The 15,385-nt window shown below is 51.7% G+C and carries 16 protein-coding genes and 1 pseudogene; 9 read left to right on the forward strand and 8 right to left on the reverse strand.

The window, feature by feature from the left end; translation table 11 throughout:
- Positions 1–102: 102 nt before the first annotated feature.
- The 7 genes and pseudogenes from mgrB (at position 103) to rlmA (ending at position 5,336) form a co-directional block, all read left to right on the forward strand.
- On the forward strand, positions 103–246 hold the full coding sequence (mgrB, locus tag V6E55_RS00655) for a PhoP/PhoQ regulator MgrB (RefSeq protein ID WP_006175995.1): 144 nt from the start codon (positions 103–105) through the stop codon (positions 244–246).
- Between the two features lie 74 nt (positions 247–320).
- Complete coding sequence (locus tag V6E55_RS00660; protein ID WP_114976916.1) at positions 321–611, forward strand: YebO family protein; 291 nt, start codon at positions 321–323, stop codon at positions 609–611.
- Positions 612–634: 23 nt separating this feature from the next.
- Positions 635–1,624, forward strand: a complete 990-nt coding sequence (locus tag V6E55_RS00665; RefSeq protein ID WP_129995558.1) for an MBL fold metallo-hydrolase — start codon at positions 635–637, stop codon at positions 1,622–1,624.
- A gap of 524 nt (positions 1,625–2,148) precedes the next feature.
- Positions 2,149–2,293, forward strand: a pseudogene (locus V6E55_RS00670) (DUF2627 domain-containing protein).
- A 12-nt stretch (positions 2,294–2,305) separates the two neighbouring features.
- Positions 2,306–2,515, forward strand: coding sequence for a transcription antiterminator/RNA stability regulator CspE (gene cspE, locus V6E55_RS00675; RefSeq protein WP_001062678.1), 210 nt, complete (start codon positions 2,306–2,308; stop codon positions 2,513–2,515).
- A gap of 219 nt (positions 2,516–2,734) precedes the next feature.
- Entirely contained in the window at positions 2,735–4,453 is a 1,719-nt protein-coding gene (gene ftsI, locus V6E55_RS00680) for a peptidoglycan glycosyltransferase FtsI (protein WP_316941930.1), read from the forward strand.
- A 67-nt stretch (positions 4,454–4,520) separates the two neighbouring features.
- Positions 4,521–5,336, forward strand: a complete 816-nt coding sequence (rlmA, locus tag V6E55_RS00685) for a 23S rRNA (guanine(745)-N(1))-methyltransferase (protein WP_316941931.1) — start codon at positions 4,521–4,523, stop codon at positions 5,334–5,336.
- On the opposite strand, the gene mntP is transcribed toward rlmA, so the two are convergent.
- From mntP to manX, 5 genes are all read right to left on the reverse strand, one after another.
- A complete protein-coding gene (gene mntP, locus V6E55_RS00690; protein ID WP_316941932.1) occupies positions 5,333–5,899 on the reverse strand; it encodes a manganese efflux pump MntP in 567 nt (188 codons plus the stop codon). The two genes, rlmA and mntP, sit on opposite strands and share 4 nt — an antisense overlap.
- Positions 5,900–6,299: 400 nt before the next feature.
- On the reverse strand, positions 6,300–6,758 hold the full coding sequence (locus V6E55_RS00695; RefSeq protein WP_316941933.1) for a DUF986 family protein: 459 nt from the start codon (positions 6,756–6,758) through the stop codon (positions 6,300–6,302).
- A 62-nt stretch (positions 6,759–6,820) separates the two neighbouring features.
- The gene (locus V6E55_RS00700; RefSeq protein ID WP_028018668.1) at positions 6,821–7,672 is read right to left on the reverse strand and encodes a PTS mannose transporter subunit IID; all 852 of its coding nucleotides are present in this window, start codon (positions 7,670–7,672) and stop codon (positions 6,821–6,823) included.
- 12 nt (positions 7,673–7,684) lie between these two features.
- Positions 7,685–8,485, reverse strand: coding sequence for a PTS mannose/fructose/sorbose transporter subunit IIC (locus tag V6E55_RS00705; protein WP_028018669.1), 801 nt, complete (start codon positions 8,483–8,485; stop codon positions 7,685–7,687).
- A 46-nt stretch (positions 8,486–8,531) separates the two neighbouring features.
- Positions 8,532–9,494 (reverse strand): PTS mannose transporter subunit IIAB, encoded by a 963-nt coding sequence (gene manX, locus V6E55_RS00710; RefSeq protein WP_028018670.1) that lies wholly within the window; start codon positions 9,492–9,494, stop codon positions 8,532–8,534.
- A 316-nt stretch (positions 9,495–9,810) separates the two neighbouring features.
- Here manX and V6E55_RS25745 point away from each other — a divergent pair, with 316 nt between their 5' ends.
- Complete coding sequence (locus tag V6E55_RS25745) at positions 9,811–9,969, forward strand: protein YoaL (RefSeq protein WP_410493429.1); 159 nt, start codon at positions 9,811–9,813, stop codon at positions 9,967–9,969.
- On the forward strand, positions 9,957–11,516 hold the full coding sequence (yoaE, locus tag V6E55_RS00715) for a CNNM family cation transport protein YoaE (RefSeq protein WP_049008537.1): 1,560 nt from the start codon (positions 9,957–9,959) through the stop codon (positions 11,514–11,516). Before V6E55_RS25745 ends, yoaE begins: the two co-directional genes overlap by 13 nt.
- Positions 11,517–11,522: 6 nt before the next feature.
- Here the strand turns inward: yoaE and V6E55_RS00720 are convergent, their stop codons facing one another.
- The 3 genes from V6E55_RS00720 to V6E55_RS00730 all read right to left on the reverse strand — a co-directional run bounded on the left by V6E55_RS00720 (position 11,523) and on the right by V6E55_RS00730 (position 15,381).
- Positions 11,523–13,121, reverse strand: a complete 1,599-nt coding sequence (locus tag V6E55_RS00720) for a cyclic diguanylate phosphodiesterase (RefSeq protein WP_316941934.1) — start codon at positions 13,119–13,121, stop codon at positions 11,523–11,525.
- 131 nt (positions 13,122–13,252) lie between these two features.
- Positions 13,253–14,617 carry an L-serine ammonia-lyase gene (gene sdaA, locus V6E55_RS00725; RefSeq protein WP_316941935.1) on the reverse strand — a complete coding sequence of 455 codons (1,365 nt, stop codon included), beginning with the start codon at positions 14,615–14,617 and terminating at the stop codon, positions 13,253–13,255.
- Between the two features lie 185 nt (positions 14,618–14,802).
- Positions 14,803–15,381, reverse strand: a complete 579-nt coding sequence (locus V6E55_RS00730; RefSeq protein ID WP_047652298.1) for a CoA pyrophosphatase — start codon at positions 15,379–15,381, stop codon at positions 14,803–14,805.
- Between the last annotated feature and the right edge of the window lie 4 nt (positions 15,382–15,385).

A 15,385-nucleotide genomic window follows, 5' to 3' on the forward strand; every position in this document is an offset into this window, starting at 1 on the left:
CAAGTGCATGATTCTGAAAAAGGTTTGATGGCGGTACAGTTAGTCCTTGTTTAAGATAACCGTGATAACCTGGTTACATCAGGTCTTTAGACGGAGTGTGGAGTGAAAAAAATACGCTGGGTAATTCTGATAATCGTGCTGATAGCGTGCGTGGTGTTATGGACGCAGACTATCAATGTGATGTGCGATCAGGATGTACAGTTCTTTAGCGGCGTTTGCGCAATAAATAAGTTTATTCCGTGGTAACACGCATTTTTTATCAAGGTGATTTCCTTCCTTTGCGCCAGTGGTAAAATAGACGTTTTTATTGAGGTGGTGAAATGGGTGAGTTACTGAATTCAGGGCTGCTGAATATGGCATCCCTGATGATTTCTTTGGTCGTTCTGCTTGTGGGGCTGGTCATTTGGTTTTTTGTGAACCGAGCCAGTTCACGTACTAACGAGCAGATCGAACTGCTGGAAGCGCTGCTCGATCAGCAAAAACGTCAAAACGCGTTGTTACGCCGTCTGTGCGAGGCTAACGAACCGGAAGAGAAAGACGCGCAGAAAGACGCTGTTGCTGAAGACGACAAAGACGAAGACGACTTTATCCGCCTGGTGGCTGAGCGTTAATCTTTCTGTCCTGGGAGGTGGCTGTGGTCTGGAAAAATCCCTGGTATGACCCCTCCCTGAAACATCACACGCCGAATGGTTTTCGTAATACCAGTTCGGTCGGCCATCAACCCGGTGACCTTGAACGCTGGCGAAAAGCGCGTAAAGCGGCCGGCTTGCCCAGACCACCTGCACTCGGTTATGAGGATTTTATACGTCAGTGGTGGCAACCGGTTGATCTAATGCAACCTCACGAGGATGGGGTATGGTGGCTGGGACACGCGAGTGTGCTGCTGCAGATAGACGGCAATATTCTCCTCACTGACCCGGTTTTCTCACATCGTGCCTCTCCGCTCCCTTTTCTGGGACCACAACGTAAAACCCCTCCGGTACTTTCTGTTGATCAACTTCATCAGCTTGATGCTGTCGTTATCTCCCATAATCATTACGATCATCTTGATGACGCAACTATTCGTAGGATCCTTAAACGCTTCCCTGACGTGAGTCTGTTTGTACCTTTAGGTCTGGCCGACTGGTTTCGCCGCCGGGGAGCAAGACGCGTGGTTGAGCTCGACTGGTGGCAGAGTTTCACCTGGCAGGGGATGACGTTGAGCGCCGTTCCGGCACAGCACTGGAGTATGCGCACACCCTGGAATCGAAATCGCTCATTGTGGTGCGGTTGGGTCTTTGAAGGGCGGCATCACCGTTTCTGGTTTAGCGGCGATACAGGTTATTCGCCTGAGCTACTGTTGATACCGGAGCGTTTGGGGAGAATTGATGCTGCAGCATTACCGATTGGTGCTTATGCCCCACGATGGTTCATGGCTGTACATCATATGGACCCTCAGTCTGCTGTTGCGTTGTGGCAACAGTTGGGCTCTCCTCTGGCGTTTCCCATTCACTGGGGGGTGTTTGAACTGGCAGATGAAGCGCTGGATGACCCTGTGAGAGAGTTAACGGAAGCACTAGATAATTTAGCACCAGTTGATAGTTCTTTAAGGATACTGAAAATTGGTGAATATTTATCCTTATAAACGAAGCGATAAATTGTTGCATATATTCTGTATGTGAACGCGATAATGAATGTTTTATTTTTATCGAAACGTTTTGCTTGCCTTATTTTGATGCAGAGTCATAAAAGTTTCATTATTTTGGTGCATAACAGACTTATTAGCTGATGAATTTTAATACAGTCAGGTGCAGGTTATTAACATTGTATTTTCAGCGAAACAATACAGTGTCGTTACAATGATTTAAGCATAAGTTTTCACAAATTGTTCTAACTCAATCAGATCTGAAGATTTCTTTTCCCGGCTGCTGGACGCACTGGAATGATTGAGCTATGTTAAAAAAGTCTTAGATTACAGCGACTGCGAAAGCAACGTTGAGTCTCTGTAACGAAGTAGACTTGTCTGTATGTCATGCGCATAATTGTGCAAAACCTGACAGGCAGTGTTCGAATTTGTGCGGCGGATCGAGACATGTTTAAAAATGGCTTGCCATATTAAACATTGTGTGTGATAACACGTTTTGGGTCAAACGAGGTACAGTTCTGTTTATGTGTGGCATTTTCAGTAAAGAAGTCCTGAGTAAACACGTTGTCGTTGAATACCGCTTCTCTGCCGAACCTTATATTAGTGCCTCATGCAGTAATGTCTCAGTTTTATCTCAGTTAATGCCTGCGGGCTAAGAAAACACTCTAAGGAATTTTGCAAATGGCAAAGATTAAAGGTCAAGTTAAGTGGTTCAACGAGTCTAAAGGTTTTGGTTTCATTACTCCTGCTGACGGCAGCAAAGACGTGTTCGTACACTTCTCTGCAATCCAGGGTAACGGCTTCAAAACTCTGGCTGAAGGCCAGAACGTTGAGTTCGAAATTCAGGACGGCCAGAAAGGCCCAGCTGCAGTTAACGTAACTGCTATCTGATCGAACCACTGCTGACTGAAGCGCTTAGCACTTCACTCTCAGACATAAAGCCTCGCACAACGCGGGGCTTTTTTATGTCCTTTATCTTTCAAAATATTACCATCCCCGTGCTTGTTAGTAACTTGTTGCAAAGCTGCGAGGTTAGTAGCACTGTTTCGGCTACTTCTGCTCGGCTTTTCCCGTTAAATCAGGGCGTTGTTAAATTGTCCTGGGGTTCAGGTGAAGAAGAAGATACTTACGACAGCCGGAAATTTCACGCCGGCGCGTTTTGCGCTGCTCTGTTTAGCCATTTTTTGTAGTCTGGCTTTTTTACTGGGTCGTGTTGCCTGGCTGCAAATCATCAAGCCTGACAATCTGGTGAAGCAGGAGGATATGCGGTCACTGCGGGAGCTGGCGATTGATGCTCCACGCGGCATGATTACGGATCGTGAAGGCCGACCACTGGCGGTCAGTGTACCCGTCAGGGCCGTATGGGCCGATCCAAAAACCGTGCTGGCGAAAGGGGGAGTCGGCTTTGATCAGCGCTGGCAAGCGCTGGCGAGTGCGCTGCATCTCTCTCTGGCTACGCTCTCGACGCGCATCAACGCGAATCCACAGGGACGCTTCATTTACCTTGCCCGCCAGGTCGATCCGGCACAAGCAAAGTGGATCGATAAACTGAATTTGCCGGGCATCAATTTACGTGATGAGTCTCGTCGTTTTTATCCCGCCGGACACGTGGCAGCGAATCTGATTGGTTTCACCAATATTGACGGGCAGGGTATTGAGGGTGTGGAAAAAAGCTTCAACGCTCAGCTAACGGGCAAGGCCGGGGTCCGGCAGGTAAGAGAGGATCGCTATGGGCGTGTGGTAGAAAACCTGACAGAAGTTGCCCCTTCACCGGCGCATAACATCCAGTTGAGTATCGACGAGCGCCTGCAAACCATTACCGAAGATGCGCTTGATAATGCCGTGGCCTGGAATAAGGCCGAATCCGGGGCATCGGTGTTAATTAACATCCCAACCGGGGAAATACTCGCCATGGCGAGCTATCCGGATTTCAACCCCAATAACCGCGAAGGCGCGACAATAAACGATTTTCGTAACCGTGCGATCAGCGATACATTCGAACCCGGCTCTACCGTAAAACCGCTGGTGCTGATGACCGCATTGCAGCAGGGACTGGTCCAGCCGGACAGCGTGATTGACACCCATCCGTATACTCTCGACGGGCATCGTATTCGTGATGTGGGTTACTACCCTGAACTGACCATGACCGGGATCTTGCAAAAATCGAGCGATACAGGTGTATCCCGCCTCTCGCTGGCGATGCCGGTCCAGCATCTTATTGAAACTTACCGGAACTTTGGTTTTGGTACGAATACGGGGCTTGGCTTAACGGGGGAGAGTGCGGGGCTTTTACCACAGCGTAAATTCTGGAGCCAGCTCGACAGGGCGACTTTTGCCTTTGGTTACGGGCTGATGGTGACACCGCTCCAGCTGGCACATGTTTACGCCACCATTGGCGGCTACGGGCTTGAGCGTCCTCTCTCAATCACGCGTATCGATCCCCCCGTTATTGGGCAACGTGTCATGCCAGAGGAAATTGCTCATGAAGTGGAGCACATGATGGAGAGCGTAGCACTACCTGGTGGGGGAGGCGTTAAAGCAGCCGTCCGTGACTATCGCGTGGCGGTGAAAACTGGTACGGCGAAGAAAATTGATGATAGCGGGAAGTATGTTGATAAATACGTCGCCTACACTGCAGGTGTTGCACCCGCCAGCGATCCACGCTTTGCGCTCGTAGTCGTGATTAACGATCCTCAAAACGGGGCATACTACGGAGGTGCTGTCTCCGCGCCCGTTTTCAGCGAGATCATGGGAAACGTGCTACGCCTGGAGAATGTGAAACCTGATGGTTTACCGGCGGGTTCAGATCACCTTATCGTCATGCGTTAACCCGGGCGTTTATAACCAGGGCGAATAGCGTTACACTTCGCCCTTTGATTTATGCTCCGGAGTAGCTATGTCTTTCAGTTGTCCTCTTTGCCACGCGCCCCTGACTCGCTCAGAAATAAGTTACTCCTGCCCGAAGGGACATCAGTTTGACATGGCGAAAGAAGGCTACGTGAATCTTCTGCCGGTGCAACATAAGCGCTCCCGGGACCCAGGGGACAGCGCCGAAATGATGCAGGCGCGTCGCGCGTTTCTGGATGCCGGGCACTATCTGCCTTTGCGGGAAACTGTCGCGCAGATGCTGGATGACTCTCTGGGAGAGTCATCATCGGCCATACTGGATATTGGCTGTGGGGAAGGATACTACACTGCGAGATTTGCCGAGGTTGCCCATAAGAAGGGCGCTCTGACATTTGGTCTGGACGTGTCGAAAGTGGCGATCCGTGCAGCGGCAAAACGTTACACCGACGTGACGTTCTGCGTGGCATCCAGTCACCGCTTGCCCTTCGATGATGCCAGTATGGATGCCGTTATCCGCATCTATGCCCCCTGTAAGGCAGAAGAACTGGCGCGAGTGGTGAAACCTGGCGGATGGGTGATAACCGTTACACCAGGCCCACGTCATCTGCTGGAGTTAAAAGGTCTGATCTACGACGAAGTGCGTCTGCATGCGCCTCATTCTGAACAACTGGCAGGTTTTACCCTGAAGCAAGAGGGATCAGTTGCCTATGAAATGACGCTTAAAGGAGAAGAGGCCGTTGCGTTGTTACAGATGACGCCGTTTGCGTGGCGGGCAAAACCGGAAGTGTGGGAAACGTTAACTGCACAATCATCATTTCGCTGCCAGACGGATTTCAGTATCCACGTCTGGCAGCGCGAAGATTAACCGGCGAAGTGTGCCCAGAGTATCTGGGCTCCGATGCCAATTAACACAATCCCACCCAGAATCTCGGCGCGTTTACCCAGCAGCGGGCCGATAAACCGACCGACCATTATTCCCAGCGTGGACATCATTAGCGTTGCGCAACCAATAGCCAGCGCGGTGGCGATAATATTAACCTGCAAAAATGCCAGGCCAACACCGACTGCCATCGCATCAAGGCTGGTAGCAATTGCTGTGGTAACCAGTAACCAGAAACCGTGGCGGTGTTGTGGCTCTTCATCTTCATCGCCATTGCCGCGAAAACCTTCGATGACCATTCTGCCGCCGAGGAACACCAGCAGCACGAACGCAATCCAGTGGTTCCATTCCAGCACAAACTGGCTGGCGAGCATGCCAAGGCCCCAGCCGATAAGCGGTGTCAGCGTTTCAATCGCGCCAAAGATAAGACCGGTGCGTAATGCTTCAGAGAATTTTGGTTTGTGGAGCGTGGCACCTTTTCCGATGGAGGCCGCAAAAGCGTCCATGGACATGCCGAAAGCAAGAAGGATGGTAGCGGAGATATTCATAACAGCGTCCAGACCGGGAGATATCCATATGACACATCACTGCCCCCAGTAAACAGCAGTTGATGTATCTATGGTCTCGCCTGATCACAACGCACATAAAGATGTGCAGAAAGTGATCCGTACGCGCCACGTTTTTCAACGAGTATGTTGACACGTACATTTCCTGAGAACAGGAAATCGGCTACTCCCCAACGACGGGCGCAACCTTAACATATTTTGAGAATATAAAACAACAATGGAGAGGCATTATTTCAAATGCTTGTTGATAACGATTTTCATTTTTATTTAAGGGTGAATATATCGTTAAGAAATATAGGTGGAAAGAAAAAGACTAATATAGCTTCGGCTATATTTATTGCGCGAGGTACACACAAAACATAGCCAATGCTATATACCTAACTCATTGAGTTTTAACGAGTAAATTGTATATTTTTTCCAGATCGTCAATATTCTTAACACGAATAAGCAGGCGGCGTTGCTCTAATTGCATGACCAGTACACCATCTTCCGATAAATTCATCTCTTTAATACGGTTATATTCTATCCAGACATTGGCAAAGAAAAATCCACCGGATTTAAAAATGATTTTTGGCGTGCGGATCCAGAACAGATAAATCGCCATTAATGCCAGCGCACATAATAACCATGTGGTTAATATTGCACCATGGCTGGTGATGTTATTGTAAATAAGGATGACGATGAGACCCGCGAAGATAAACGCATCTACGCGACCACGTCGCAAAAGAGGAAGGGAGAGCAGTGTCTCGCCGTAGCGGCGAGGCATGATGAACTCGTCATAGATCGCGTAAGCCAGAAGGGCAGCAATAAATAAAATCAGTACGATGTCTGTGACAGTCATTCATCCTCCAGATGACAGATAAAAAAACCGGGGGCAAGCCCCCGGCGTCTAACGTTATTGCTTTACAGGCCCAGCAAGCCGACAGCGTAACCCGCGATACCGATGATGAAGAAGCCAACGATAATCCACAGTGGGTTGACTTTCTTACGCAGCAGCCACATACAGGCGAAGGTTAACAGCAGCGGCACCAGACCAGGCATAAGCTGATCAAGGATAGTCTGCACGGTGGTGACACGGGTCTGACCATCCTGCCCGGTGATGGTGGAGACCACCAGCGGAATGTTCACATGTGTCCACTTGTTAACCAATGCCCCCATCACAAACAGGCCGAGGATCGACGCCCCCTCAGTCAGTTTTTGCAGGAAGCCGCCGCCCATGTCCTTAACGATGTCCACCCCTTTACGATAACCGTATGCCACACCGTAGTAGCGGGTCAGCAGACGCACGGCGTTGAACAGGATGAAGAACAGCAGCGGGCCAAGCAGGCTGCCGCTCATCGCGATACCGGCACCCAGTGCCGCGAAGACCGGACGAACGGTACCCCAGAAGATAGGGTCACCCACACCTGCTAACGGCCCCATCAGACCGACTTTGATACCGTTGATGGCACCATCGTCAATCTCTGCGCCGTTCGCACGCTGCTCTTCCATCGCTAGCGTTACGCCCAGAACGGGAGCCGCCACATATGGATGGGTGTTAAAGAATTCCAGGTGGCGCTTAATCGCCTGACGGCGTGCTTCGTTGTTTTCCGGATACAGACGTTTTATCGCCGGCACCATGGAGAAACAAAAGCCCAGCGCCTGCATACGTTCGAAGTTCCATGAACCCTGAAACAGGTTAGAACGGATGAACACGCCACGAATATCACCCGGAGTGAGTTTTTTCTCGGTGGTAGTTTTTGTCATATCAACCATTTCGCTCACCTGCTAGTCCAGTTCGTTATCGAGATCGTTATTGCCAGCAGCCTGCACTGGGGCACCCGCAACGCGGTTATATTTCGGGCTCAGCTGGATGTAGAGAATCGCCATCACTGCACCAATCACACCCAGTGCAACCAGGTTGAAGTTGGTGAATGCAGCGGTCACGAAACCGAGGTAGAAGAACGGCATCAGGTAGCCTGCGCGCATCATGTTGATGACCATCGCATAACCAACTACCACGATCATACCGCCCGCGATGTTCAGGCCGCCGGTGACCACTTCAGGAATGGCGTTCAGCATGCTCTGGACTTCACTGGTACCGACAGAAATCGCGACGATAACCGCCGGAATAGCGATACGCATTGCCTGCAGGAACAGAGACGATACGTGGATCCAGGACAGCGCCGTGAGGTTGCCATTTTCGGCCGCCTTATCCGCTGCGTGCTGGAAAGCAACCGTGATGGTACGAACGATGATGGTCAGTACCTGGCCTGCTGCTGCCAGCGGGATCGCCAGGGCGATACCTGCACCGATACTCTGGTGACCGGCAATAACCAGAACGGTAGAAATGATTGAGGCCAATGCGGCATCAGGCGCAACCGCCGCACCGATGTTCATCCAGCCCAGAGCGATCATTTCAAGGGTACCACCGATGATGATACCGGTTTTCATGTCACCCAGAACGGCACCAATCAGCGTACAGGCCACCAGAGGACGGTGGAACTGAAATTCATCAAGTACGGATTCCATACCCGCAATACATGCGACGACGAACACCAGCACAATCTGAAGAGTGGTAATCTCCATTGCACTTCTCCTATTACATAAGCGTTATGTGAAAACCGGCGCGGGCTTATTTCCCAACTTTACCGATCAAATCCATCATTTTCAGTTTCTGATCCGTGGAAACCTTACGGGCTTCCAGTTCAATACCGCGGGCATTCAGTTTGTTAAATGCCTCGATATCTTTCGCATCAACCGAAATGGCGTTGTTGACCTGCGTTTTGCCCTGACGGAATGCCATACCCCCGATGTTCACGGAGGTGATTTTCACGCCGCCTTCAACAATGCGCTCAACGTCTGTCGGGTTAGTGAACAGTAGCATCACGCGTTCACCCGCATATTTCGGGTTGTTATAAACGCGGATCATCTTGGCGACATCCACCACGTGCGCGGTAACGCCAGGAGGAGCAACCTGAGTCAGAAGGGTTTTACGTACAGTATCGGCGGCAACTTCGTCACTGACGACGATAATACGTCGAACGTTGGTCTCTTTGGTCCAGCGCGTAGCGACCTGACCGTGGATTAAGCGGTCATCAATACGTGCAAGGCCGATAACCATGTAATCGTTCGGGCCCATCGGTTTTGCCGGTGCAGCAGCTTTTGGTGCTGCGACAGCCGGTGCGGGTTTCTCGACCGGTTGTGCTTTCAGCGCTTTCACACCTTCGCGGCCAGTTTCAACGGCCAGTGCAACCAACTCATCGAAAGATGGATTGTCGTCGCGCGCCATGAAGGTTTCCACCAGCATCGGGATATTCACCCCGGCGACAACTTCGTAGTGCTCTTTATCGACGACAATGCGGCTGGCAGCATTGAACGGACTGCCACCCCATGTATCAACGAGAAACAGCACGCCTTTGCTGGTATCCAGCTTCGCGAGTTGGGCGTTGTACTTCTCAATCAGCGTCTCGGCATTTTCACCGGGAACGAAATCGATCCAGCCGACGTTTTCCTGCTCGCCCAACAGCATCTCTGCTGTTTTGAGTAGCTGCTCAGCAGCCCAACCATGTGTGCCTATGACAATAGCAATGGTCACTTGCTACCTCCTTTTATTATCATTAATACGCCTGACTGGCAGACGTACTGAGAATCGTATTGGCGAACCGAATCGATTCAGATAAGGGTTAGAGTTCTAAAAAACTAAGACTTCCGCGAATTATTTTAGATAGTGAAAAAATAATTTATGTGATGAAGATCCGTAATTTAGCTTTCGCAATCGAGAAATTACTCGTCAAGAATTAAGTCTTATCGAATTTTTGCAAAGGAACGTAAATCTTTGCTAAACAGATATTGTCTCTGATATGTTTAGCCTCCGTTTAATTGTTCAGGAGTATAGGGCTACAGCCCACTATATGGACCGTCACCGACGTCAGTCATCTACCAGGCCATTTCGCGCCTATTTCACCGGCGATCCTCGCCACGTATCGACTCTGTCTGCCTCTGTTTTGCCCACATTGAGTGGGGCACCGTTTCGTCATTCCTTTAGCAGGAGCTTGTCATGGAATTCTTAATGGACCCGTCAATCTGGGTGGGATTGCTCACGCTGGTGGTGCTGGAGATTGTTCTCGGCATTGATAACCTGGTGTTTATCGCCATCCTTGCGGACAAACTGCCGCCAAAACAGCGTGATAAAGCGCGCCTGATCGGTCTGTCGCTGGCGCTGGTCATGCGCCTGGCATTGCTGTCCGTCATCTCGTGGATGGTTACGCTGACAAAACCGCTCTTTTCCGTCATGGATTTCACCTTCTCCGGCCGTGATTTGATCATGCTATTGGGGGGGATATTCCTGCTGTTCAAAGCGACGACAGAGCTACATGAGCGGCTGGAAAACCGTCAGCACGATGATGGGCATGGTAAAGGCTATGCCAGCTTCTGGGTTGTCGTGATGCAGATCGTGGTGCTTGATGCTGTCTTCTCGCTGGATGCGGTGATCACGGCCGTCGGCATGGTGAATCATCTCCCGGTGATGATGGCGGCTGTTGTTATTGCGATGGCGGTCATGCTGCTGGCCTCGAAACCGCTGACGCGTTTCGTGAATCAGCATCCGACGGTAGTGGTTCTGTGTCTGAGCTTCCTGTTGATGATTGGTCTGAGCCTGGTGGCGGAAGGCTTTGGTTTCCATATTCCGAAAGGCTACCTGTACGCAGCCATTGGCTTCTCAATTCTGATTGAGCTGTTTAACCAGATTGCGCGCCGTAACTTTATTAAACAGCAGTCGAATCAGCCACTTCGCGCCCGTACTGCAGACGCCATTCTGCGTCTGATGGGGGGCCGTCGACAGGTCAACGTCCAGTCTGATTCCGAAAACCGTCACCCGGTTCCGGTCCCTGAAGGGGCGTTTGTGGAAGAAGAGCGCTACATGATTAACGGCGTACTCTCCCTGGCCTCTCGTTCACTGCGTGGGATCATGACCCCGCGCGGTGAAATCAGTTGGGTTGATGCCAACCTGAGCGTGGATGAAATTCGTCAGCAGTTGCTCTCGTCACCACACAGCCTGTTCCCGGTTTGCCGTGGTGAGCTGGATGAGATCATCGGCGTGGTCCGTGCGAAAGAGATGCTGGTGGCTCTGGAAGAGGGTGTCAACGTCGAAGCCATCGCCGCTGCTTCACCTGCGATTGTGGTGCCGGAAACGTTAGATCCAATCAACCTGCTGGGCGTGCTCCGTCGTGCTCGCGGTAGCTTTGTGATCGTCACTAACGAATTTGGCGTAGTACAGGGGCTGGTGACGCCGCTGGACGTGCTTGAAGCGATCGCCGGTGAGTTCCCGGATGCAGACGAAACACCTGAGATCGTGGCTGACGGTGAAGGCTGGCTGGTTAAAGGTACAACCGATCTGCATGCGCTCTCACACACCCTGGGGCTAGAAAACGTGGTCAACGATGAAGAAGACATAGCCACCGTGGCGGGTCTGGTCATCGCGGTTAACGGGCAAATCCCACGAGTGGGTGATGTTATCGAACTGCCGCCGTTGCACATTACCATCGTTGAAGCCAACGACTATCGCGTTGATATGGTCCGTATTGTTAAAGAACACTCTGTTCACGATGAAGATGAGTAAGTCTGCTTAACGTAACGGCATTAAAGGGACGATGTGTCCGTTATGGTGTGCTGGCGGGGAGGAACTTCCCGCCAGCCATTGCGGAAAATCTCGCAGTGGCATAGGCCGCGCATAGAAAAATCCCTGCAGGACAGGTACCCCATGACGGCGTAAATACCGCGCTTGTTCCTCTGTCTCGACCCCTTCAGCAACCAGTTCGATATTCAGTCGCTGACCCAGAGCAATAATGATATCTGTCACCGTTGAATTTACTGCATCAGTTCCAATTGCAGTGGTAAACGACTGATCAATTTTCAGAACGTCCGGGTGCAGTTTTTCAAGCCAGGAGAGGGAGCTGTTCCCGGTGCCAAAATCGTCGATAGCGAGTTTCACCCCCTTACGATGGAGCTCACGCACAGTGCGATAATCCGCATCCAGCAACGCATCTCGTTCCGTTAATTCAATTACCAGTTGCTGGCGCGGGTGTGCGCTGAACCAGAATTGGTTCAGATCCTGTATCAACGCAGCGCGACGGAAATGGCTGGCGGCGACATTAATCCCAATGTGGAAACCGGCGCTGGAAGGAAAGTAACCTATCTGGCGCACCGTTTCGGCGATGACGTAACGGGTCAGGGGAACAATCAGGTTGTGTTCTTCTGCCAGAGGAATAAACACTTCCGGGGAGATCCATCCCTGACGAGGGTTATTCCAGCGCAGCAGGATCTCAACGCCAGAGCACTCCTGAGTACGGGCATTCACCAGCGGCTGACAGAAAAGCTCAAATTCCCGCGCCGCAATCCCCATATCAATCTCCCATGTGAAGCTCATCCGGTTTGCCGTAGCGAGCCAGGCGAGATACCCCAGCAACAGGCTCAGCATTAACCCAAGCGGCAACTGGGCTGGCAGACTCTTTAAGGCGAGTTGTCCAGGACCCGGCCCGCTTACTGTAATGGAGAAAGGATTACGGATTGATGACTGCTGGAAAATAGCGCCATCTTCATCAAATGTCAGGCTATCAGTGACGCGTTGACCATAACGCAGAAAGCGATCCCCCACGGTCAGTGCCACGTCATTAATAAGCGGGCGCTGGGGTTCCAGTATCATTTTGGTAATAAGATCAATATTGATGATCTCAATGACGCCGTCTTCACCGTCTCCGGAGACAGGGTACCACTGGATCAAAATCGGGCTGCCCTTAAGCAGCCACTGGTCGGTCGATAAAATCAGCTTCGTGGTGTTGGCGGGTAATTCTTTCAGGAAGTCACGAACCGGCACATTGCGGCTACCGAAAATACTGGAGCAATAGAGAATACCGTCTTTAATCAGGGCAATGGAGCGCACGGTCTGCAAAATAGCCGCCTGCTTTCGCAGAGCCAGGTGTGCCTGCGGGCAGGGTTGACCCACCAGGGGCTGCAGCACCTTGCGACGGTTTTCTAAAGAAAGCAGAACGTTATCAAGGGAGCGAACGGTATGGCTGGTAAAGTCGAGGATCCGCTGTTGGTTTACGTTCCGCTGCGAAATAAAGCGAATACCTAATGTCAGGATGAGCGTGAGGAGCGCGACCGTCACACAGACGATAACGCGTTTTCGGCGATAGTTTTTAATGATCGTTTGTGCTGTTTGCATGAACGGTCGCCTGATAAGCCACCAGCCACAAAAGCCGGACGCAACAGTACAAAGTGTAGTGGTGAAAGCAGAAGGAGACGAGAAACAGGAGGGAAATTCGCCCATCCGTTGCAGATGGGCGACAGAGAGTATTAGTCGCACTGCACCTTAATGGCCAGGCCACCACGGGACGTTTCACGGTATTTCGCGTTCATGTCTTTGCCCGTTTCGTACATGGTTTCAATCACCTTATCCAGCGATACACGCGGCTCGCTGGTACGGCGCATCGCCATGCGCGAGGCGTTGATGGCTTTCACCGACGCAATTGCATTACGTTCGATACACGGCACCTGGACCTGGCCTGCAACCGGGTCACAAGTCAGACCGAGGTTATGTTCCATACCGATTTCAGCCGCCACACAGACTTGCTCAGGGCTTGCTCCCAACAGTTCTGCCAGACCGGCTGCCGCCATAGAACAGGCCACACCTACTTCACCCTGACAACCGACTTCAGCGCCAGAAATGGAGGCGTTCATTTTGTACAGCGCACCGATGGCACCCGCCGCCAGGAAATAACGGATGTAGATGTCCGGGGTCACTGGTTCAATAAAGTGGTCGTAGTAAGCCAGTACCGCCGGAACGATGCCGCACGCGCCGTTAGTAGGAGCGGTCACGACGCGCCCCCCTGCGGCGTTTTCTTCGTTAACCGCCAGGGCAAACATGTTTACCCAGTCGACCACGTTCATCGGGTCGTTGGAGAACTTGTCTGTGGTCACCAGCATACGGCGCAGGGCAGAGGCACGACGTGGTACGCGCAGTGGACCCAGCAGAACGCCTTCGGTGTTCATCCCGCGATCGATACAGGCACGCATGGTTTGCCACACGTTCGCAAAATAGTCTTCAATTTCTTTTTTGCTGTGCAGTGCCAGTTCGTTCTGCATCACCATACCGGACAGTGAAAGACCGGTCTCTTTGCAGTAACCCAGCATTTCGGTAGCCGATTTGAACGGGTACGGTACGTTGACGTCGCCGACGCTATCTTTGCCAAAATGCTCTTCATCGACGATAAAGCCCCCGCCGATGGAGTAGTAGGTTTTGCTGTAAATCTCTTTTTCGCCGTTCCAGGCGTGGATGGTCATGCCGTTTTCATGCAGTGGCAGGTTGTCGCTACGAAAACGCATGCCGTCATCCTGCGGGAAGTCGACTTCATGCTGGCCGTTAGCCAGCAGCAGGCGTCCACGTGTTTCCACGTCGCGGATGAATGCCGGGATGGCATCAATATCAACGGTATCCGGCATATTGCCAGCCAGACCCATAATAATGGCGATATCGGTGTGGTGGCCTTTACCCGTTAATGACAGTGAGCCGTAAACATCCACGGCGACACGGGTAACGCTTTCCAGTAATCCTTTTTCGACCAGATCATCGACGAACTGTTTACCGGCCTTCATCGGGCCAACAGTATGGGAAGACGAAGGGCCAATTCCCACTTTGAACATGTCGAATATACTAATCACTTTCACACTCCTGACAGGGTTACCGGGGTTCCAGTAACGATGTTATAACTGCGCATAGTGTAAGAGGGAACACCGACCTCGGCTTAACTATTCACATGAATTAAACTAATGGTTAACGATGGGTTTTGCTAATAGCGCGACACAGATCGCAAACCTGGCAGAAGAGGGCGGAATGTAAAGTATAGTCAAGGCTTCAGGCCGATTTGCAACGCCAGCTCACGAATAATACCTGCCGTCATGCCCCAGACAAAATAATGCTGATACCAGGACAACCAGACCCGATGGTCATGCCCGCGACGCTGAATATCCAGCGGGTGATAACGACTCAGTCGAAGGGCTTCATCCAGCGGCATTTCAAACACCGCAGAAACTTCATCAACGCTGGCGTGATACTGCAGGCCCGGCGGGATAATGCCAACCACTGGCGTGACCTGAAACCCGGTGACACTGTCGACGGGCGGCAGCACGCCGATAACCTCCACAGCCTCTGGCGGAATGGCAACCTCTTCCTGCGCCTCCCGCAGCGCGGCGGCAATCAGCGAGGCGTCGGAACTGTCGACTGCGCCTCCTGGAAACGCGACCTGACCCGCGTGCTTACGTAAATGGGGAGAACGCTGGGTGAGCAGCAGGCCTGGCTGCGCGCGACGCACGACCGGGATCAGTACGGCGGCCTGACGCTGATTAAGCGCTTCGCGGTTGACCTGCGGTCGTAATAGCTGAAAACGAGATAAAAAGTCATCCAGCGTCAGGTTCTCTTTTTCCACCCGT

This window comes from Enterobacter sp. 342 (genome assembly GCF_036663495.1).
Lineage (GTDB): Bacteria > Pseudomonadota > Gammaproteobacteria > Enterobacterales > Enterobacteriaceae > Enterobacter.